Here is a 22,616-nt window from a genome sequence, read left to right as displayed (position 1 = left end):
TTAAGTTTTAGTTTTGCCCGTCTTCTTTTTCAGGCAGCACATAAATCCGGTGTGTTCGATATCCTACGCTGGCTATTACGTTATCCTTGATAAATTGCTTGATATCCTCGCTCGCACGGTAGCGGGTACAATTGTTCAAGCCGGCGTAATCGGTGAGATTTATATATGAGTTTCTTTCTAGATAAGATAACATCTTAGTCTTCCTTCCCTCGATTCCCGTTTTGGGCAGATTTTCCCGTTTAACCAAGATGGGGGCGTTCTTTTTTACCATCTCCTTCAGTCGGGGAGAGCAGCGGAAGTTAACGCCGTGTATGCTAGCGCTTGATTTAGTATTTCCTTTCTGGTCCGTTACTTCTTTGCTTTTTACCGATGGCGAGAAATGTCCCAATCCTTCCAGTTCCACGCTGTACCCATAGGATAATTCCCTGCCGATATAGGAAGTAAGCGCCTCCAATACACCTTTTATGTCGGCGGAGGTGACGGATGAGCATTCGGAAATATACTCACATATATCGTTCATGCGTTTGGTATCTCTGGTGATGACTCGTGCGCAGGATGTTGGCCTGCGTTGTTCATTGCCCGGTGTATTATAAATACTGACTTGGATGCCCCTTCTTGGTTTTCCCATGATTTTCTCGTTATTTAAATGGATAATGTATAGGATGCCTCGGAGATTTAACGTTTATCTCTTTGGCGTTTCTATTTGATGAAATCGGTTGCCGACGCCCTCGGCAATGCTGCTGACGCTGTCGGAAATATTGCTGACGGCGTCGGAAATACTGCCGACACCGTCGGCAACCAATTTCATTGAATACAAAGGACGGAAATATAAGGATGGAAAGCAAGGAAGATACTGATAAAATACAATTTCGTAAAGATAATTTTAAAGAGTACCTATAAGTAATGGACATTTAATTGTACTTGAGGCTTTAGGCATGATTATTTTTCAATCGTATTTGGGTATCTTATCTGAATTTGATTAACCTAAGCGAATTTTTTTATCTTCCAATAGGGGGGAGGGAGTCGTGGCGTGTATTTATAAATAGAACAAGAATAATAAACATGAGCGAAGATACGAGAACGATATTGAAGAAGTTGATGCGAGATGCTCTGGATGAGAAAGATCGGCAACGTTTGCTGTGTGACCCCAAAGTGGAAGAGCGTATGCGTTCCCAATGGGACGAGGCTGCGGATCGCGTGAATCCCGTGGTGGGGAATCGCATGTGGGAACGAATCATAGCCCGGACAATGGCGACAAACGGTGTCCGTAAACTCTGGGTCTATAAGATTACGGCGATAGCCGCCTCCATATTGCTACTTTTAGGTGTAGGAAGCGTAGTTTATTGGTCTCATACGAAAGAAGATCAATATATATATGTAATGGCCTCCGGTGTCCGTTGCATAGAGTCGGTTTCCTTATCGGACGGCACGACCGTGAGAATGGGGCCGAATAGCCAATTGATCTACCCAAAGAGTTTCGATGGCAAGACCCGTGATGTGGAATTAAAAGGGCAAGCCTTCTTCGACGTGGCGAAAGATCGGGAAAGACCATTTACCGTGCATACCAAGAACATGGATGTAACGGCCTTGGGCACGGCCTTCGAGGTTTTCAATTATGATTCCGAGAGCAAGTTGGAGACGATCCTGTTAAACGGTAAGGTGAAGATTGGCTTGGGAGGTCCCAATGTGAAGAACAGGCGTGAGGTGATATTGAACCCGAACGAGATGTTGGTTTTCGACAAACAAGCGAATACCGTTAGAGTTAAGACGGTTAATGCCGAGGAGTATTCGGGTTGGCGTAACGGTGTCCTCAGTTTTGAGAACGAACGCTTGAGCATGATCCTTACCCGTCTGGAGCCTTGGTTCGGGCGGAAGATAAAGTGCCCGAAGGAGATAGCGGAGAAATATCGGTTTACGTTTAAGGTACGGGATGAGTCCTTGGAGCGAATCCTGTTTATGCTGAGCAATACGTCGCCCATTAAATACAGAGAGAAAGACAATGAATATGAACTATATATAAAGGGAGATAAATGAGTGTCTAACGTTAAATTCTAAGAGATATGCTTGTTAACAGTTCTTGAGTCTAATAAAAAAACAGGAGGAAAAACTAGGTTTCTCCTCCTGATCAAATGTTCTTGACGGCAGGCGTTAGGAGTTGAGAGGCCGACACACCTGCTAATTTATTCATCAGAAACATTACAAAGTTATGAAAAAAATCAGAAAAGTAAACCGAGTCATGAAGATAAGTGCGTTGTTATCCTTGGCTTTCGCATGCACTGTATCCGCTTCTACCTATGGACAGAATTATAAGCTTTCCATGAATAAACAGGATTGCAGTATATCGGAAGTGCTAAAAGAAATAGAGAAAAATAGTGAGTACACGTTCTTCTTGAATGATAATCAAGTAAATGTAAATAGGAAAACGAGTGTAAAAGCAAATAATGCTTCGTTAGAGGAGGTCTTAGAGCAAGCCTTGAAAAATACGGGATACCAATATGAGATTGTAGACCGGCAGATTATAATTAAGTCAAAGAGTGTTTCAAGTGTCTCACATCCGAATGCCTTATTCCAGTCTTCGCCACGAAAGATTACCGGGCAAGTAAAAGATGCGTTGGGAGAACCCATTATCGGGGCGAATGTTGTCGTTAAAGGCACTACGAACGGAACGATTACGGATATCGATGGAAACTTCAGTCTGGAAGTACCGGACAATGCGATTTTGGTAGTTTCTTATATTGGTTATACGGATCGTACGGTCGAGGTCGGTAATTCTTCGAAAGTAATGGTTAGCCTGTCCGAGGATACCCAGAAGTTGGATGAGGTTGTGGTCGTAGGTTACGGAACGCAGAAGAAAGTGAATTTAACGGGAGCGATCTCCTCTTTGGATGCGGAGACGTTGGAGAATCGTCCGATCACCAACTCGACCCAAGCGTTGCAAGGTACGCAAGGTGTTTACGTAAATCAAGCGGGTGCTCAGCCGGGAGCGGACGGGGCGACGATTCGTATTCGTGGTCAGGGAACCTTGAACGATAATAACCCGTTGATTTTGGTGGATGGTATCGAGTTCCCGTTGGAAGCGGTAAATCCGAATGATATTGAGAGTATTTCCGTATTGAAAGATGCGGCTTCTTCCGCTATCTACGGTTCTCGTGCGGCGAATGGCGTTGTCTTGGTAAAGACAAAGGGGGGAAAGAAAGGTAAGTTTACCGTCGATTATAATAATTATTTTGGCGTGCAGCAGGCTACCTATCTGCCGGATTTCGTATATGACCCGGTCGTATTTATGGAAATGAGAAACCAAGCGCAACGGAACGAAGGTAAACTAACGGTGGATTATTCTGATGCGTTAATCGAGGAGTACAAACAAGGTATGTTGACAGACCCGATTATGTATCCGCAGAATAATTGGTTGGATATCATGTATAATAATGCCTTTATCATGGAGCATAACATGCGTTTCTCCGGAGGTGATGATAAATATACGTATTCCGTATCTTTAGGTTATGGCGATCAAAATGGAGTATTGCGTGGTACGGACTCCAATAAATATACTTTAGCCGTGAATACGACTGCTCAGGTAAATAGCCGTTTGAAGATCGGCGCTAATATCAATGCGCATTATCAGATCTATAATGAGCCGGTAGCGGGTGTGGCAAACTTAGTGGAGATGACTTATAAAGCGCAGGCTTTCCACCCGACTTATACGGCCGATGGTCGCTATGCGGATACTTTTATCCGTACTCCTGGGCATAATATCTATCGCCATCCGTTGGCGTTGGCCGATGAGGGCGAGAACAAGCATAAGTCCTTGCGTATGTTGGCGAATTTGTCTGCGGAATATAAGCTTCCGTTTGATATCGTTTATAACTTGAATGTCGGTTTAAACAAATATGATTATCTGCAATCTCGTTTTGCGCCTGATGTATACGAATATCAGTTGAAGACCAATGAGGAGAAACGAGTGGTTTATGACGGTCAGAATACACGCCATGCTTATAAAGGTGATAAGAATAACTTGGCAGTTACGGTATTCAATACCTTATCTTGGGGCAAGAAGTTCAATGATGCCCATGACGTAAAAGTCTTGGCTGGCTATAGTTTTGAGAGTGATGATAAGACTGAATTTTCCGCTAAGGTAGAAGGTTTCTTAGGGAACGAGTTGCACGAATTAAATGCGGGTTCTAGTAATCCGAGTGTAGCGGGCACTTCCTCGAGATCAGTCTTGATGTCTTATTTTGGTAGGGTGAATTATGGTTATAAAGACCGTTATTTATTTGAGGGTAACTTTCGTTATGATGGTTCGTCCCGTTTTGCCAAAGGAAATCGTTGGGGTATTTTCCCTTCATTCTCTGCCGGATGGCGTTTGAGCGAGGAAGAATTTATGAAAGATATTCCTTGGATCTACAATCTGAAATTGAGAGCTTCTTGGGGACAATTGGGTAACGAGCGTATCGATTTGTTCCGCTACGTGGACCTAATGAACTTGAAGGTGATAAAAAATGATGGTTCAATCACGGATTATAACTACCCGTTGAATGGAGCGATGCAATCCGGAGCGGCTATTACCGCTTATAACGATCCGAACATTACATGGGAGACAACGACCATGACGAATGTCGGTATTGACGCTAGCTTATTAAACGGAAACTTGGATTTCTCTTTCGAGTTCTTTGATAAACGTACTTCCGACATCTTGCGTAAGGTTACTTTGCCGGATCAAGTAGGTGGTCTGGATGGGCCGATCCGTAATATCGGCGAGGTGAGCAATAAAGGTTTCGAGTTGAATATGGGGTATCGGAACAATATCGGGAACTTCCGTTACGAGGTAAATGGAAATATGACCTTTATCAAAAATAAGATCGTTAGCTTGAAGGGGCAAACAATCATTGATGGAATGTTTATCTTGGAAGAAGGAAAGCCTATCGATTCTTATTATATGCTTCATGCTATCGGTATTTTCCAATCTGAGGAGGAAATCAAGAATAGTCCGTATCAAACCGCGGCTACTAAACCGGGATATCTGAAGTTTGAGGATACGAATGGAGATGGGAAAATTACCGAAGATGACCGCCAGATACGTGGTGGTGTGATTCCTAAGATAACTTATGGATTCAATATCAACTTAGGATATAAGGATTGGGATCTGAGCGCTTTCTTCCAAGGTGTAACTGATGTCTATACATATGGAGACCGCATTGGTGCTACTCCTTTATGGTTTGGTTGTGGTTTGCCGGAACAATGGTTGACGGATGCTTGGACTCCCGAGCGGGGAACCAGCGCTACATTGCCTATCTTGACTACATATGAAGGATGCTTGAATGAGAATTTCCGTACAAATGATTTCTGGTTGAGAAACGCCTCTTATTTACGTTTGAAGAACTTGCAACTTTCTTATAACGTACCGGTCTCTTTCTTGAAAAGCGGTGTTGTTAAGAGATTGAAGGTCTTTGTCAATGCGCAAAACTTATTCACGTTCTCTCCGATGAAGGATTTTGATCCGGAGAAGAACTTGAAGGGAAGCAACTGGTATGCCTATCCGTCTGTACGGACTTATACGGCAGGTGTTAATGTCACATTTTAAATAATAAGGAATAATAATATGAGACGTAAAATATATAAGATGATATGTGTCGCTGTCGCTTGTATGAGTTTAACCGCTTGCGATAGCTGGTTGGATGTAGATCCTTCCGATCAATATTCCACGGAAACATTCTGGAAGACAAAAGAGCATGCGAGTGCCGGTATAATGGGATGTTACAACGCATTGAAACCTTGGCGTTCATTGCATACGATGGAATTCGATATGTTGACAGCGAATGCGATGCCTTATAACGAGGCGAATGGTACGCAAGCAATTGGAAAAGGTGAACATTTGTCTACTACGGCTTTAATCGGAAGCTTATGGAAGAACTGTTACGTTGGCATTGGCCGTACGAATACTTTCATCGCTAATGTAGGAGGTGTCGATATGGACGAGTCGGAGAAGGCGAAGATGGTGGGTGAAGCCAAGTTCTTACGAGCTTTCTATTATTTAAGTCTGGTCGATAAATTCGGAGGTGTGCCACTGATTATAGATGCTCCCAATGCGGATGAGCAAGCCGAATTACCTCGCAATTCCAAGGAAGAGGTAGTGAATCAGATTGTCAAGGATTTGGAGGAGGCCGCTGCCGTGCTACCGGACACCTATGCTAGCTCAGACTTGGGACGTGCGACAAAAGGTGCTGCGTTAGCGTTAAAAGCCCGTACTTTATTATATAATTCTCGTTGGGCGGAGGCGGCCCAAGCTGCTAAGCAGGTAATGGAGTCTGGCGTTTATCAATTATTCAATGATTATCGTCATTTCTTTAGCGAAGATAATAAATATAATTGTGAGGTAATCTTTGATATAGAAGCGAAATTGCCAGAGTATCCAACGGATTATGATCAGAATATCTGGCGCTTGAATCGTCCGGCTCCCTTGAAGGAACTGGTTGATACATATCTCTGTGTTGACGGGAAGACGATAGAAGAGTCACCACTTTATGATCCGACTCGTCCGTATGAGAACAGAGATCCCCGTTTATTGAAATCGATCGTTTGCATCGGTTATCCGTATTTAGGAAAGACGATCACAAAAGAAGATGTGGCGACTACGGGTTTCGGTGTGAAGAAATACACTTCTTATGAGGATGATGTAACGATTCCTTTAGTAGAACGTTCGGCTTTCAATTTCATTTTGATTCGTTATGCGGAAGTTCTGTTGACGTATGCCGAGGCGCAGAATGAGGCGAGTGGTCCTGATCAGTCAGTTTATGATGCCATCAACCAATTGCGTAGGCGTCCGGATATCAATATGCCGGAAGTACCAAAAGGTTTGACGAAAGATCAGATGCGTGAGGTAATCCGCCGTGAACGCCGTATCGAGTTGACCTTTGAAGGACTCTACTATTCGGATATCTTGCGCTGGAAAACCGCTGAGAAAGAAAATAATGGTATGATGCATAATTATGAGGGAATAGAAGTCGTGAAACGTTCTTTTAATCCGAAACGAGATTATTTATGGCCGATCCCTTATAACCAAACAGTCTTGAACCCTAATTTGGAGCAAAATCCGAACTGGGATTAATTCTTGGGTAAATTAAAAACTGTTATCTTTGAAGTGCCAAACACAGGATGGCACTTCAAAGCCAATATTTCAATAAATAATATCATGAAGAATAAACTAATGTTACTGACGGCCGCCTCAGCTTTTTCAATGGCAGGCATAGCCGCTGATTACACGAATATCGTCCTAATCAATTTGGATGATGTGGGTTACGGAGATTTTTCTTTTAATGGAGCTTACGGATATACCACTCCGAATATCGATAAGATGGCGGCGGAAGGCGTTCGTTTTACGCACTTTTTGGTAGGACAGCCGATCAGTGGAGCCTCTCGTGCCGGCTTGTTGACCGGCTGCTATCCGAATCGTATCGGTTTTTCCGGCGCTCCGGGGCCAGATTCGAACTACGGTGTCCATCCAGAGGAGATGACGATCGCAGAGGTATTGAAACAGAAAGGATATAGTACCGCTATCTTCGGTAAATGGCATTTAGGTAGCCAAAAGGAGTTCCTCCCCTTGCAAAATGGCTTCGATGAGTATTATGGGTTGCCGTATTCTAACGATATGTGGCCATTCCACCCGCAACAAGGTGAGGTCTTTAATTTCCCGGATTTGCCGACTTATGACGGAAATGAGATTATCGGTTATAATACGGACCAAACACGGTTGACTACGGATTATACCACCCGTTCTGTTAATTTCATCAAGAAGAATAAGAATAAGCCTTTCTTCTTGTATCTGGCCCATAATATGCCCCATGTACCGTTGGCCGTTTCCGATAAATTCAAGGGAAAGAGCGAGCAGGGTTTATATGGCGACGTGATGATGGAGATCGACTGGAGTGTAGGTGAGATATTCAAGGCATTGCGTGAGCTGGGCTTGGAAGATAATACGTTGGTGATCTTGACTTCCGATAATGGCCCTTGGACCAATTACGGGAATCATGCCGGTTCAGCCGGTGGGTTACGTGAGGCAAAGGCTACGACCTTTGATGGTGGTAACCGGGTTCCTTGTATCATGTACTGGAAAGGTAAGACGTTACCGGGCACGACTTGTAATAAGTTAGCTTCTAATATCGACCTTCTTCCTACGTTCGCCGAGATCACGCAGGCTCCGCTTCCTCCTCGCAAGATTGACGGAGTAAGTATCTTGCCGTTGATCGAGGGTAAAAAAGACGCCAACCCACGTGAGTCTTTCGTCTATTACTATCGAAAGAATGACTTGGAGGCTGTTACGGATGGAATGTTCAAATTGGTATTCCCCCATAAATACGTTACTTATGGGGCTTATGAGCCGGGAAACGACGGCCAGCCGGGTAAGTTGACGAATCTGGAGATCATGAAGCCGGAGATGTACGACCTGCGCCGTGATCCGGGAGAGCGTTATAACGTGATTACCCAATATCCGGAGGAAGCCGCTAAATTGATGAAGATCGCGGACCAGAAACGCCATGAGTTAGGGGATGACTTGACTCGTATGAAGGGTACGGAACGTAGGGAACCGGGTTTAGTACAAGGGAAAAAACGTCATGACTTATGAAACAATCGATCATTAGTATCGGAATGACTGCCTGTTGCCTTTCGGGAAACGGGCAGTCTCTCTTTGCCGCCAATAAACCGGCGCAAGAGGAACGTCCCAATATCTTGTTTATCCTATCGGATGATCATACTTCCCAATCGTGGGGTATTTACGGGGGCGTGTTGGGGGAATATGCCCGCAACGAGAATATCCGTCGCTTGGCTGCGGAGGGTTGCGTATTGGATAATTGTTTTTGTACGAACTCGATCTCTTCTCCGAGTCGCGCGGCGATCTTGACCGGAGCCTATAGTCACGTGAACGGTGTCTACACGTTAAGTGATTCTTTTGATCCGGAGCAGGATAATATCGCCAAGCAAATGCGGGCGGGAGGCTATCAGACCGCTTTGGTCGGTAAATGGCATCTGAAAACGCAACCGCAAGGTTTCGACTTCTATTCCGTGTTCCATGACCAAGGCGAGTACCGAGACCCTACTTTTATAAATTGTACGGAACCTTGGCCGGGTGAGCGTAATTTCGGGGAGCGGGTACGAGGTTTCTCCACGGATATCGTGACAGATAAGGCGATCCGTTGGATGAAAGAGGCCGATAAGGACCGGCCTTTCATGATGTGTTGTCATTTCAAGGCTACACACGAACCTTGGGATTTTCCAGAACGGATGAGGCATTTGTATGACGGCGTTGTTTTCCCGGAACCGGAGAACTTATTTGATTGGGGGCCGGAGACGAATGGACGTACTTTCTCCGGACAGCCTTTGGAGGAGTTGGCCCGTCGTTGGGACGTGGCGTCGCAAGACCCTGATAAATGGTGGTGCCGGTATCCGGAGTTGCCTTTTACGACGAAGGGGATGCATCGATCTGCCGCCCGTAGCGCCGCTTACCAGAAATTGGTGCGCGACTATCTGCGTTGCGGGGCTACGATCGACGATAATATCGGGAAGTTATTGAAAGCGCTGGACGATATGGGAATCGCCGATAATACGATCGTGGTGTACGTATCCGACCAAGGTTATTTCTTAGGAGAGCATGGTTTCTTCGATAAGCGTATGATGTATGAGGAGTCTCTACGTATGCCTTTCGTGATCCGTTACCCGAAAGAGATCCCGGCGGGGACCCGCAATAAGGATATGATCTTGAACGTGGATTTTGCCTCTTTGCTGGCGGATTACGCAGGCGTGAAGACCCCGAATGAATCGCAGGGCCATAGTTTTCGCGATAATCTGAAAGGAAATACCCCAAAGGATTGGCGTAAGGAGATGTATTATCGTTATTGGACCCAACATTCGAACCGTCCGGCCCATATGGGTATCCGTAATGAGCGGTATAAACTGATGTTTTTCTATGGCGACCGTCTGAATATGACTGGTTCGGAGGATAAGACCACGACACCAGCATGGGAGTTTTACGACCTTCAATCCGATCCTCGTGAGAATCACAACGCTTATAACGATCCCCAATACGCCAAGATCATCCGGCAAATGAAGGAGGAGATGCTGAAGCTGCGGAAAGATGTTAAGGATGAGGACACGAATACCCCTAAAATGAAGGAGATTATGGATACCTATTATTGGTAAAAAGAAAACGGAGGGAGACGTAGCGTGCTGCGTCGCCTATCCTTTGTAATAGAAGTCCACGCTAGCAACCGAGAGGGAGTGCGGTATGTTATAAAGCATGTATTTCTAGAAAGAAGAAGGAATTTGTTCTTTTGTGAAAAAGAAGTCTTATGTTTGTGCACGATATGAAAAACAGGGTTTATATGGCCCCGTTATCAGTAAAAAACCAGCCTTGACATGAATACAAACAGAGATAAGGCTGTCTCTTTTGGGCGGGACGGCGGAGATGTCCGCCGTCCCGTTTTTTTGTCAATGAGCCAGAGCCGTATGTTACATCCGTTCCAGCTCCGGGGGAGCCAGAGCGGAATATCGCCCGCTGGCTGTGTGAATAACGACAAGCTGCGTCTTTCCGGATACCTATTTCGTTAAATCATAAGCCTCTATCACGCATTCCAAAGCGCAAGCGTTTGCTGCCGAGTTTTCCTTGTGGAAAGGGCCGTACCAATAACAACCGAAGCTTTTGGATGTGGGATCATAATCTTTTGTGATGATGGATTCCGCATTTTTCAAGATGAAATCTTTATAAGCCGGATTCTTTGTCACTTCATACAGGAAGGCTAAATGACGGATGAAGATACCCTTAAATTGGACACCGTCGTTGCTATCATCGATCTCGGGCTTCATTTCACGGAGAATACCCTCGTCAGTTATCAATTGTGTGGTGATGGTAGCGTCGGCGATCTTTTCCGCTAGTTCCAAATAAGATTTATCGTTGGTTTGGAGATACATCTCGGCTAAGACAGCGATGGCTACGCCTTGGTTATAGGTGTAGTGGGCATTTCGGTTGGGGGTACAATCGTCTTTGGTACCGTCTTCGATTTGGTAGATGTTCGTATTGATCATGCCGGTTCGCATATACCAATCTACGTTCTTCTTGAACCAGTCGAGGTATGCCGGATTCTGGGTCGCTTTATATAAACGGATCGCCGTAAGGGAGAATAAGTTGTTGGCAATCGAGTTCTTGTAATGCAGTGGATTCTTCTTCCAGAAAATGCCGCCTCCGCAAGCGTCGCTCCAGCCGGTTGTCATATCATCGAATATGATCTCGGCCATATCTAGGTACTTTTTCTCTCCGGTCAGTTTGGAGGCCTCGATCCATGCCAATGCCCACCAACCCTCGTCATCGTAATAATCGTTGATGAAGTTGTCGCAATAACGGGGAGTACCGGTTGAGTCTACGCCTACTTGGTAATGACGGGCTTTCTCGAATACATCCTCTATGACAGAAGGGATGGCCGGATCTTTGGTTACGGCACCGTAGCGAATGGTGGCGGTTAATACGTTCGCCGAGTTCCACCAGCCTGCTGTTTCCCAGATACCGGTCGTGTCGTTTCTCCAGCTTAGGGAGGTTTGTACGCATTCTCGCATCTTTCCTTCAAAAGGGGAAAGTTTGCTACAGGATAGCATGAAAAATACAAGCAATACGCTTGTCAGGAAATGTTTGTACATACGTATTTATTAAAATAAGATTAGATTAAGCTACAAAGATAAATGATCTTTTTGAACTTTATTTAAACTTTGTACCTTTGTCTGACGGAATCTAAGATACTTCAATATTAATCATAAAAGAAAAACACGGTAAGATGAAAAAGCAAATCTTATTTATTTGTTGTGCGGTAATCGCATACTGCCTGAGCGCCTGTAATACGGCACCTCAGCAAGTGCCTTTGAAAGAGAAGAATCTGCCAAAGCATGTAATCTTGATTGGTTTCGACGGCTTGAGCGCCCATTGCTTGAATAATGGGGCGGATATGCCTACTTTCCGTAAGATGATGGCGGAAGGTGCTTCCACGTTAGAGAATCGTTCGATCCTGCCTTCGTCGAGTGCTTGTAATTGGGCTTCCATGTTTATGGGAGCAGGACCGGAGTTGCACGGATATACGGAGTGGGGATCTCGTACGCCGGAGCTTCCTTCCCGTGTCGTGAATAGCGACAACCGTTTCCCGAATATCTTCGGCATGTACCGGGATAAGGCTCCCGAGGCTGAGATTGGCTATATCTATGAGTGGGAAGGCATGAATTATCTGGTGGATACCTTGGCCATGAGCTTCCGTAAGCATGCCCCGATGTCGGCTGAGAACCCGAACGGATGTACCCCGGTAGCCGTTCAGTATATCAAGGAGAAGAAGCCGAACCTTTGCGCGATTATATACGATCAGCCGGATGGTACCGGACATGGCAAGGGATGGAGTTCCCCGGAGTATTTCGCCATGGTGAATCATTTGGACAGTTGCTTGACGCAAGTGATGGACGCCGTTCGTGAGGCGGGTATCATGGATGATACGGTGGTTATACTGACGGCCGACCACGGCGGTATCGAGACCGGTCACGGTGGCAAGACGATGAACGAGATGCAAACCCCGATCGTTTTCTATGGAAAGAACGTAAAGAAAGGCTTCAAGATCCCGGAGAGCACGATGGTATATGATATCGCCGGTACGATGGCTTACCTATTGGACGTACCGCAGCCGCAGGTGTGGATCGCCCGTCCGATATTATCAGCTTTCGAGGATAATTAAAAACATAGATCATGAAGAAAGTTATTTATTCTTTTATTTTTCTTTTTTGCGCCGTATTAACCTTACAGGCGGAGACAATGGTGGTTGCCACCTATAATTTGCGTAACGCCAACGGCGGCGATTCCACGAACGGTAACGGTTGGGGACAACGCTATCCCTACATCGCCCAGATCGTACAATTTCACGGGTTCGATATCTTTGGTACCCAAGAGGGCAAATATCCGCAATTGCAGGACTTGAGGCAAGCCATGCCCGGATATGATTATATCGGTGTGGGACGTGACGATGGTAAGCGGGCGGGAGAGCATTCGGCTATCTTTTACCGCACGGACAAGTTCGAGGTTTTGGAGCATGGCGATTTCTGGCTATCCGAGATCACCGACCGTCCGAATAAGGGCTGGGATGCCGTCCTTCCCCGTATCTGTACGTGGGGTGAGTTCCGGGATAAGCAAACCGGTTTCACTTTCTTGTTCTTCAACCTTCACATGGACCATGTAGGCGTACAGGCACGTGCCGAGAGCGCCAAGCTGATCTTGGAGAAGATCAAGGAGTTCCCCAAGAAACTTCCCGCTATCCTTACCGGCGATTTCAACGTGGACCAAACAAGTGAGTCCTATCAGTTGTTAGATGGTTCCGGTATCATGCGTGACTCTTATGAGATCGCTGATTTCCGCTATGCCCCGAATGGTACCTTCAACGGTTTCCATCCGGACCGCAAGACCGATAGCCGTATCGACCACCTTTTTCTTACGAAAGAATTTGAGGTGAAGAAGTATGGAATCTTAACGGATACTTATCGCTCCGAGGCGAAAGAAAGCGCCCGGAAGGAGCAAAACGGTAATTTCCCGAAAGAGGTGTCATTGAGTAAATATGAGGCCCGTACCCCTTCCGACCACTTTCCCGTAATGATCGTTGTGGAAGTAAAAGACTGAGGTTTTAGAAAAATTGGTTATTATTAACCCCGTAATCTTTATCAAATTTGTTTAGATCTTGTTATATAATCAGAATATTGACTAAAACGATCTAAACAAATTTGGTATGATACGTAAATTATTGATTCGTGATTTGACTCTTCGCGATGGTCAGCAATCGGCATTCGCTACAAGAATGTCTCAAGCGCAAATAGACCGTGTACTTCCTTACTACAAAGACGCAGGCTTTTATGCCATGGAAGTATGGGGTGGGGCGGTTCCCGATTCCGTGATGCGTTATTTAGGTGAGAATCCGTGGGATCGTTTAGAGATCATCAAAGAGAAAATAGGAAATTCCTCCAAGCTATCCGCTCTTTCCCGTGGGCGTAATTTATTCGGTTATAATCCTTATCCCGACGAGATTATAGAAGGCTTTTGCCGGAACTCGATTCGTTCTGGTATCGATATCATGCGTATTTTCGATGCTTTGAACGACGTGGATAACGTGAAATCCACGATCCGTTATGTGAAGAAATTCGGGGGAAAGGCTGACTGTGCCATCTGTTATACGATAGATCCTCACCATTCCCCGGTAGAACGTATAAAAGCCGCCTTGCATGGACGGCCCTTGCATAAGCCTGTTTTTACGAATGAGTATTTCTTAAACAAGGCCCTTCAACTGGAGTCGCTGGGCGCTGATATGATCACCCTGAAGGATATGAGTGGTTTGATACCTCCGGCTCGTACGGCGGAATTGGTGCGATTGTTCAAGAAGAGCCTGAAGGTACCGGTGGATTTCCATACGCATTGTACGCCCGGTTACGGATTGGCGTCGGTCGTATCCGCCATTATCAATGGGGTGGACATCGTTGATACGAATATCTGGAACTTCGCCGGAGGACCGGCCGCTCCCGCCGTGGAGCTGGTCTATATCTTCTGCAAGAAATTGGGTATCGAGCTGGATCTTGATATGGACACGATCGCTAAGATCAACAAGGAGTTATTGACGATCCGCAAGGAACTTTCCTCGTTCGATACCGCGAAGAAATTCCCGAGGCCCTTTAATCCCGTAGAGGATAGTTTCCCCGCCGAGATCGACCGCTTCTTCAACGATGCCATCGAGGCCGCTCGGAAAGATAAGGAGGACGATTTGCTGCTTTATTGCCGTGCGATCGAGGAGTATTTTGATTTCCCCGAGCCGAACGAGTTGGTGAAAAAAGCGCAGATCCCGGGAGGTATGTACACGAATATGGTTGCCCAGTTGAAGCAATTGGGGCAGATCGACTTGTTGGAGAAGGCGATGTCGCTCATTCCGCAAGTACGGATGGATGCCGGCTTACCTCCGTTGGTGACGCCTACGAGCCAGATTATCGGGGCGCAAGCGGTTTCCTGTGCGCTGGATGAGCTGAAAGGTCGCCCGATGTATAGTAATCCTTCCAACCAGTTTATCGCCTTGGTAAAAGGAGAGTATGGCAAGACGCCGATTCCGGTAGATCCGGCGTTTCGGTTGAAAATCGCCGGCGTACAAAATGAGGTGCCTTACGACGGTTCCCATTACGTGATGCAAGAGAATCCTGTATTGGAGGATTTGGATGTGCTATTGGCTGAGAATGAGAAAGAAATACTGTTGCTGGAGTTGTTCCCGACGGTAGCCCGTACATTTTTAACTAAATGGAAAGAACAAAAAGCGAGATCGACTGTTTAATAGTAGAAAGTCCTCAAATTTGGCATCCGTCATCTATTATATGTACGTTGCCGTTTAAACGGTGATACGAAAAGGCTCTCCGAATGGTAAGCGAACCATGGGAGAGCCTTCTTTATTTTATAAAGTGACTTTTTCGCGGACTCTACAAAGGGATCTTGTCTATACGACGTTGGTGGCGACCACCCTCAAAAGGTGTATCCAAGAATATCTCAACGATTTTCTTAGCCTCTTCCTTGCTGATAAAACGACCGGGCATTGATAACACGTTCGCGTCGTTATGCTCACGTGCCAGTTTCGCGATATCCTCTCGCCAGCATAAGGCGGCACGGACACCCCGATGTTTGTTCAAGGTCATACTAATGCCATTCCCTGTACCGCAGACAGCTATTCCCGGATAAACTTCGCCAGCTTCTACGGCCTTGCCCATCAGATGGGCGAAATCCGGATAATCGCAACTGTCAGAAGAATAAGTTCCAAAATCTTTATAAGACAATCCCCTTTTATCGAGGATTGTCTTTATATATTCTTTTAACTCAAAACCAGCGTGATCGCTACACAAACCTACTATACCCATCTTTATGCTAATAATTCTTTTACTTGGTTATAAACGTTCTTAGCCGTGAAACCTAATTTCTCGTCCAATACTTTGTAAGGGGCGGAGAAACCGAAGGATTCAAGTCCCCATACCTTGCCGTTAGGACCTACCAAACCTTCCAGATTAACCGGAAGACCAGCGGTTAAGCCGAAAATCCTGCTTCCTGCGGGAAGAATGGATTCTTGGTACTCTTTGCTTTGTGAACGGAATAGACCTTCGGAAGGAACGGAAACGATACGAACCTTTATGCCTTCAGCACGAAGTAAGGCGGCGCCCTCGACCAAAGTCGATACCTCGGAACCGGAAGCCAAAAGAATTACATCCGCATTAGCGTCTTCATTGACGATATAGGCACCCTTTTCCGCCTGCAAAGCCTCTTGATAGCGGTTTTCCTTAGCGGGAAGATCTGTGATATTCTGACGGGAAAGAATCAATGCGGTAGGAGTGTAAACGTTCTCCATCGCTAGTTTCCATGCGACTGTTGTCTCCACAACGTCTGCCGGACGAAGTACCAACATGGAGTTGTGTCCCTTATGATTCTTCAATTTCTCTAATAAACGAACTTGAGCTTCTTGCTCTACCGGCTCGTGCGTAGGTCCGTCTTCTCCAACACGGAAAGCGTCGTGTGTCCAGATGAACTTAACGGGCTGCTCCATCAACGCGGCCATACGTAACGCAGGCTTCATGTAATCGGAGAATACGAAGAATGTACCGCAAGCGGCGATCACGCCACCATGTAAAGACATACCGATACAGATACAAGCCATAGAAAGCTCGGCTACACCCGCTTGGAAGAAAGCTCCGCTAAAGTCGCCTTTCACGAAAGCATGGGTCTTTTTCAAGAAGCCGTCTGTCTTATCGGAATTGGAAAGGTCGGCGGAAGCGACGATCATGTTTTCTACATGGGTAGCAAGCACTCCTAATACGGTAGCGGAAGCGGCACGGGTCGCTTGGTTCGCTTTCTGCTCGATTGCGGCCCAGTCGATTTGAGGAGCCTTTCCGGAGAACCATTGCTCCATCTTAGCCGCTAAGTCCGGGTGAGCTTTCGCCCATACGTCTTTAACGGCGTAACGCTCGGCGACGATTACTTCCAATTCTTTCGCACGCTTGGCATATAATTCTGCTACTTCAGGGAAGATCGTGAACGGATGTTCCGGATCACCTCCTAGGTTCTTAATCGTATCCGCTATGGAAGCTCCTGCCGCGGATAAAGGTTGTCCGTGAGTAGATACCTTATTCTCGTAACAACTGTTATCAGCGCCGACAGCACCTTTCCCCATAACGGTGTTACCGATGATCAAAGTCGGTTTGGAGATCTCTGCCTTAGCCTCTTTTAAAGCCTTGCGGATCTCGTTTACGTCGTTACCGTTTATTTGAATGACTTTCCAGCCCCAAGCCTCGTATTTCATGGCTACGTTCTCTGCGTCAACGTCTTCTACCTTGGTAGATAGCTGTACGTTGTTAGCGTCGTAGAACATGATCAAGTTGTCCAGTCCTAAAGTTCCGGCGATACGTCCGGCACCTTGGGAGATTTCCTCTTGGATACCTCCATCGGAAATATATGCGTAAATAGTCTGGTTCATTACTTCCTCACCCAGACGTGCTTTCAAGAATTTAGCCGCGATAGCCGCACCTACCGCATAAGTATGTCCTTGTCCCAACGGGCCGGACGTATTTTCGATACCACGCATAACGTCTACCTCAGGATGTCCCGGAGTAACGCTTCCCCATTGGCGGAACTGTTGAAGTTCATCCAATGTGAATTTGCCGCTTAAAGCCAGTACGGAATAAAGCATCGGAGACATATGCCCCGGGTCAAGGAAGAAACGATCGCGTCCTTCCCATTTGGGATTCTTGGGATCGTATATTAAGAACTCTGAGAACAGTACGTTAACAAAGTCTGCACCACCCATAGCGCCACCCGGGTGCCCGGAGTTCGCTTTCTCCACCATTGACGCAGCCAGTATACGGATGTTATCAGCTGCTTTGTTCATTACTTGAATATCGTTCATTTTATCAGATGAATTATTTATTTGACTGCAAAGATAATCAAACTCTTTGTAAGAGCCGTTATATCAATCAAACAATTCCTTTTCGGTAAAGGTTCCTATCTTCTTATATTTTTGATAAATTGAGAGATATTTAAGATAGCCCGCTGAGCGCCTTATTCTTGCGGATATACATCATTCGGATTAGAGCGAGAAGTCGAAACCCTGTTCAACCCATTTGTTGTATTTTTTCTCGTTGAATTTGTAGAGGAAAGCTCCTCGTTTGGAACTTTTCTTGTCTTTGATATCCAGTTTCTCCAGAATATCCATGGCGTTTAGCTTTTTGCGAAAGTTCCGTTTGTCTAAAGGGGTTTGGTAAATGGCCTCATACAATGTCTGTAGTTGGGGCAAGGTAAATTGCTCGGGAAGCAAATTGAAACCGATAGGGCGGCTTGCCGCCTTCTTTTTAAGGACGGACAACGTATCGTTTATCATTTGGTTATGGTCGAAAATCAAGTCGGGAAGCTCGGATATCTTGGTCCAAGTAGCGTTATGGCTTTCCAAGATCTCGGGGCTGAAATCATTCATATTCACCAAGGAATAGTAAGCTACGGAGATAACCCGTTCCCCTAAGTCACGCGATACATCTCCGTAAGCCCCTATTTGTTCCATAAAAAGATGCTCGATACCCGTGCAATCCGTTAATACCCGTGATGCTGCTTCATTCACGCTTTCCCCGGATTTCACGAAGCCTCCCATAAGGGACCATTGTCCTTTCATCGGCTCGAACGAACGTTTGTATAATAAAACATTCAACTCCTTATTGTTAAACCCTAGAATGATACAATCTACGGCAACATAGAATTTTACTTCGTCTTGATAAAAAGCTGCTGACATCGTTTTATGGATTTTAAAGATTAACAGAGCTTGCGTGCTCCGTCGCTGATTACTACATTATATAATTTAGGTTCACGGCCAAACTTCTCTTTATAAGCAGAGAAGGCTTTCTTCACGAAATCGTCGTACAACTCATCCTTAACCAAGTTTATCGTACAACCACCGAATCCTCCACCCATGACACGAGAACCGGTTACACCACATTCCTTGGCGATATCGTTCAAGAAATCCAGTTCCTCGCAGCTAACTTCATAAAGCTTGCTCATACCCTGATGCGTGCCGTACATCTTTTCGCCGACAGTCTCATAGTCGCCTTTCTCCAGAGCGGCACATACGTCGAGTACGCGTTGGATTTCCTCGATAACATATTCGGCACGCATGTAATCCTCTGCGCTGACATCCGCTTTTACCTCGTTCAGCATCTCCATCGTAGCGTCACGTAAGAACTCTACTTCCGGATGGTTGCGGCGAATGGCGGCTACCACGTTCTCACAGGATTTACGGCGTTTGTTGTAGGCTGAGGACGCCAACTCGTGCTTAACGACCGAATCCAATAACACGAGTTTGTAACCAACCGGATTAAACGGATAATATTTATATTCCAAAGAACGGCAATCCAAGCGGATCAAACTTCCGGCCTTGCCGAATACGGAAGCGAATTGGTCCATGATACCGCAATTCACGCCACAATAATTATGTTCTGTAGCCTGACCGATCTTAGCCAACTCGAATTTATCGATGTTCAATGAGAATAAGTCATTCAATGCGAAAGCATAAGTACTTTCCAATGCGGCGGAAGAAGACATTCCAGCGCCCAGAGGTACGTCTCCAGCGAATACGGTATCGAAACCTTGGATATTGCCACCTCGTTTAATAATCTCCCGGCATACGCCAAAGATATATCTTGCCCAGCTTGCGGAAGGAGCGTCCTCCTCGGTCAAGCCGAATTCAGCGTAATCATTTAAGTCGATGGAGAACGCCCGGACTTTGCCCGTCCCATTTGGTTTGATCTCGGCGATCATTCCTTTATCTACGGCACCCGGAAAAACGAAACCTCCATTATAATCAGTATGTTCACCGATCAAGTTAATACGTCCCGGAGATGTGTATAAGCTACCTTCGGTATTAAATAACTCTTTAAATTTAGTTCTGATTTTTTGTTGCATGATACTTAATTTGATTAAGGTAAATAATTGAATAAACAAGAAGAAATTATCCATTCAGAAAACTCTGCCGGATAATTTCTTCTTTATTATATTATGTCCTGTCCTTATTATTCAACAGGAATATCTTTGTTTACGTTCTTGCTACCAATCAAAGCGTAATATAGCAAATATGCCAATCCTAGGAATACCACCCAGAAGCTGGTAATGAAACCGCCAGCGTCGGCTACGGCTCCTTGGATCAACGGAAGAATACCTCCACCGCAAACCATTACCATGAAGATACCGGAAGCAGCTGCCGTATATTTACCTAAACCTTCTACTGCCAAGTTGAAGATACCACCCCACATGATGGAAGTACATAAACCACAAAGAGCCATGAACATGATTCCGACAGGAACCTCAACCATACCGAAAGAGATATCTGACAAGAATACAGGCATACTAACTTTAGTCGTAGCAGGGGCAAAGATAGCGATCAAGATAAAGATCATACCTACCGTGGCGGCTGATGACAACATCGCCTTACTAGAGATCTTAGCTCCGAAAGAGGCACCGAACAGACGTCCGATCATCATCAAGAACCAATATGTACCCACGATAGAACCGGCTACTGTAGGATCGATACCGATCTCAGAAGAAGTAGCGAACAAGTTCATGAAGTTAGGAATACCTACTTCGACACCCACATACAAGAAGATTGCGATGGCACCTAAAATGAAGTGACGGAAAGAAAGCGCGCTGTGCTTGTCCGGAGTCTTGGCTTCATTTTCCTTAACCATATGCGGTTCTGGAATTTGCATGCAGAACAATACGATAAATACGATGGCAAAGATACCCATAGCCAAGAACAATGCCGGGTTAGCGTCACTGATCTGAGCCTTAGCAGCGTCACCGATCAAATAACCAACCAATACCGGAACGATCGTAGCACCGATAGAGTTCACGGAACCGGCAACCTGAATTAATTGGTTACCTTTGTTTCCACCACCACCTAGCGTGTTCAACATCGGGTTTACTACGGTATTCAACATACACATAGAGAAACCGGACACGAAAGCACCTGTCAAATAAACAGCGTAGCTACCAGCCACACCGGAAAGATAAGAAATGCCTACACCACAGAAACCTACGATGATCGCTAACAAAGCGGTTTTCTTGTAACCGATCTTCTGCAATAGCATACCGGCCGGAATACCCATGAAGGCATAGGCGATAAAGTTAGCTGCGTTACCCAGCTGCGACATGAAGTTGCTGGCAGCGAACTGGTTCTTAACGATGATACCGAATGGGTTCTGTAGACCCGTCACGAAAGATATCATGAAGAAGAGAGCCACCATCATGATAATAGGCAATGTGTAATTCTTTTTTGCTGTTGATTCCATTTCTTTTTTGTTGTTTTAGATTATTAGATTACTTAAATTATTCTCTTATTCTACACTGAATTTATAAATAGTAGTACTTTGGAAAACCTCGCCCGGGCGGAGTTCCGTTGTCGGATATTCCGGTTTGTTGGGGCTATCGGGGAAATGTTGGGTTTCCAGACATAAAGCGGCCCGTTCCGGGTAGCGTTGTCCGTTCTTACCTTCGAAATTCCCAGTCATCCAGTTACCTGTGTATAATTGCACGCCCGGTTGAGTCGTATAAGTTTCCATTACGATACCGGTCTTGGGGGAGGAGCAGCGAGCGCAGTAAGAAAGTTCGTTGTCTTCTTTATTTAATATGTATGTGTGGTCATATCCCTTACCGAATATAAGCTGTTCGAAATTGTCATTGATTCGTTCGCCTACCTCATGAGGAGTCCGGAAGTCCATCGGTGTACCTTCTACTTTCTCTTTAGGTCCGTACGGGATTGCCGTATTGTCTGTAGGCAGGTAATAGTCGGCGTTGATCGTGAGGATATGGTCTCCTATATAAGGATCTCCCGCACCGGATAGGTTAAAATAAGAATGATTGGTTAGGTTCAAGACCGTAGGTTTGTCCGTAGAGGCTTGATAGGAGATAACGACCTCATTCTCATTTGTCAGATGATAAGTTACGGTTGTCTTTAGTTCTCCGGGGAAACCTTCTTCGCCATCGGTGGAGGTATATTTCAATTCAATGGTTTGCTCGTCTATTTGCTTGGCGTCCCATACGACCGCATTGAATCCCTTGATTCCGCCATGCAAACTATTGGGGCCATTATTTATGGCTAATTTGTCATAAGTAACACCGTCGATCGTGAATTTTCCAGCGGCGATACGATTTCCATAACGACCGCAAATGGCACCGAAATAAGGTTCTTCTGATGTTAAGTACTCTTCAATCGAATTATGGCCAGTAACGACATCGGTCATTTTTCCGTTCTTATCCGGAACCATCAGCGAGACGATTTTCGCTCCATAATTCGTGATCGCTAGCTCTGCTCCAACCTTGTTACACAGGGTATAAAGCGCCGTTTCTTTCCCGTCAATTTGCTTGCTGAAGTTAGCAACAGACAAGCCCGACAGTGTATTTATGTTCTTCATGCGTATCAATATTATTGAAATTGCGTGTAAAAGTAACTTTCTTCTTTGTATTTATAACCTTTCTGAATAATGTTTTATAGCATGATTTTAGATTTGTCTGC

Annotated in this window: 17 protein-coding genes; 9 read left to right on the top strand and 8 right to left on the bottom strand. The window is 45.5% G+C overall.

The window, feature by feature from the left end:
- Positions 1–7: 7 nt before the first annotated feature.
- On the bottom strand, positions 8–628 hold the full coding sequence (locus CI959_RS20130; protein ID WP_057317014.1) for an HU family DNA-binding protein: 621 nt from the start codon (positions 626–628) through the stop codon (positions 8–10).
- A 434-nt stretch (positions 629–1,062) separates the two neighbouring features.
- On the opposite strand from CI959_RS20130, the gene CI959_RS20125 reads away from it, so the two are divergent.
- The 6 genes from CI959_RS20125 to CI959_RS20100 all read left to right on the top strand — a co-directional run bounded on the left by CI959_RS20125 (position 1,063) and on the right by CI959_RS20100 (position 10,599).
- On the top strand, positions 1,063–2,034 hold the full coding sequence (locus CI959_RS20125) for a FecR family protein (RefSeq protein WP_005858119.1): 972 nt from the start codon (positions 1,063–1,065) through the stop codon (positions 2,032–2,034).
- A 172-nt stretch (positions 2,035–2,206) separates the two neighbouring features.
- On the top strand, positions 2,207–5,581 hold the full coding sequence (locus tag CI959_RS20120) for a TonB-dependent receptor (protein ID WP_230323811.1): 3,375 nt from the start codon (positions 2,207–2,209) through the stop codon (positions 5,579–5,581).
- 18 nt (positions 5,582–5,599) lie between these two features.
- Positions 5,600–7,105, top strand: a complete 1,506-nt coding sequence (locus CI959_RS20115) for a RagB/SusD family nutrient uptake outer membrane protein (RefSeq protein ID WP_005858115.1) — start codon at positions 5,600–5,602, stop codon at positions 7,103–7,105.
- Positions 7,106–7,189: 84 nt separating this feature from the next.
- On the top strand, positions 7,190–8,620 hold the full coding sequence (locus CI959_RS20110) for a sulfatase (protein ID WP_009274937.1): 1,431 nt from the start codon (positions 7,190–7,192) through the stop codon (positions 8,618–8,620).
- On the top strand, positions 8,617–10,191 hold the full coding sequence (locus tag CI959_RS20105; RefSeq protein ID WP_009017144.1) for a sulfatase: 1,575 nt from the start codon (positions 8,617–8,619) through the stop codon (positions 10,189–10,191). Before CI959_RS20110 ends, CI959_RS20105 begins: the two co-directional genes overlap by 4 nt.
- 216 nt (positions 10,192–10,407) lie before the next feature.
- On the top strand, positions 10,408–10,599 hold the full coding sequence (locus CI959_RS20100) for a hypothetical protein (protein ID WP_005858110.1): 192 nt from the start codon (positions 10,408–10,410) through the stop codon (positions 10,597–10,599).
- Here the strand turns inward: CI959_RS20100 and CI959_RS20095 are convergent.
- Positions 10,588–11,679, bottom strand: a complete 1,092-nt coding sequence (locus CI959_RS20095; RefSeq protein WP_008779603.1) for a glycoside hydrolase family 76 protein — start codon at positions 11,677–11,679, stop codon at positions 10,588–10,590. The genes CI959_RS20100 and CI959_RS20095 overlap by 12 nt on opposite strands.
- A gap of 134 nt (positions 11,680–11,813) precedes the next feature.
- Between CI959_RS20095 and CI959_RS20090 the strand changes: the two genes are divergently transcribed.
- The 3 genes from CI959_RS20090 (at position 11,814) to CI959_RS20080 (ending at position 15,365) form a co-directional block, all read left to right on the top strand.
- Positions 11,814–12,749, top strand: coding sequence for an alkaline phosphatase (locus tag CI959_RS20090; protein WP_005858107.1), 936 nt, complete (start codon positions 11,814–11,816; stop codon positions 12,747–12,749).
- An 11-nt stretch (positions 12,750–12,760) separates the two neighbouring features.
- The gene (locus CI959_RS20085) at positions 12,761–13,681 is read left to right on the top strand and encodes an endonuclease/exonuclease/phosphatase family protein (protein WP_005858105.1); all 921 of its coding nucleotides are present in this window, start codon (positions 12,761–12,763) and stop codon (positions 13,679–13,681) included.
- 106 nt (positions 13,682–13,787) lie between these two features.
- Positions 13,788–15,365, top strand: a complete 1,578-nt coding sequence (locus tag CI959_RS20080) for a carboxylase (RefSeq protein WP_057317016.1) — start codon at positions 13,788–13,790, stop codon at positions 15,363–15,365.
- Between the two features lie 142 nt (positions 15,366–15,507).
- On the opposite strand, the gene rpiB is transcribed toward CI959_RS20080, so the two are convergent.
- The 6 genes from rpiB to CI959_RS20050 form a co-directional block, all read right to left on the bottom strand.
- Entirely contained in the window at positions 15,508–15,939 is a 432-nt protein-coding gene (gene rpiB, locus CI959_RS20075; RefSeq protein ID WP_005858101.1) for a ribose 5-phosphate isomerase B, read from the bottom strand.
- 2 nt (positions 15,940–15,941) lie between these two features.
- A complete protein-coding gene (locus tag CI959_RS20070) occupies positions 15,942–17,972 on the bottom strand; it encodes a transketolase (protein ID WP_009017147.1) in 2,031 nt (676 codons plus the stop codon).
- Between the two features lie 180 nt (positions 17,973–18,152).
- Positions 18,153–18,845, bottom strand: coding sequence for an NUDIX domain-containing protein (locus tag CI959_RS20065; protein WP_005858097.1), 693 nt, complete (start codon positions 18,843–18,845; stop codon positions 18,153–18,155).
- 20 nt (positions 18,846–18,865) lie between these two features.
- On the bottom strand, positions 18,866–20,011 hold the full coding sequence (gene galK, locus CI959_RS20060) for a galactokinase (RefSeq protein ID WP_005858095.1): 1,146 nt from the start codon (positions 20,009–20,011) through the stop codon (positions 18,866–18,868).
- Positions 20,012–20,118: 107 nt separating this feature from the next.
- Entirely contained in the window at positions 20,119–21,393 is a 1,275-nt protein-coding gene (locus tag CI959_RS20055) for an MFS transporter (protein WP_005858093.1), read from the bottom strand.
- Positions 21,394–21,438: 45 nt separating this feature from the next.
- Complete coding sequence (locus CI959_RS20050) at positions 21,439–22,515, bottom strand: aldose epimerase family protein (RefSeq protein WP_057317018.1); 1,077 nt, start codon at positions 22,513–22,515, stop codon at positions 21,439–21,441.
- Positions 22,516–22,616: the final 101 nt, after the last annotated feature.

Source organism: Parabacteroides sp. AT13 (assembly GCF_002272965.1).
GTDB classification, from domain to species: Bacteria; Bacteroidota; Bacteroidia; order Bacteroidales; family Tannerellaceae; genus Parabacteroides; species Parabacteroides distasonis.
The sequence above is the reverse complement of the archived record's forward strand: the minus strand, read 5'-3'. Positions and strand labels throughout refer to the sequence as shown.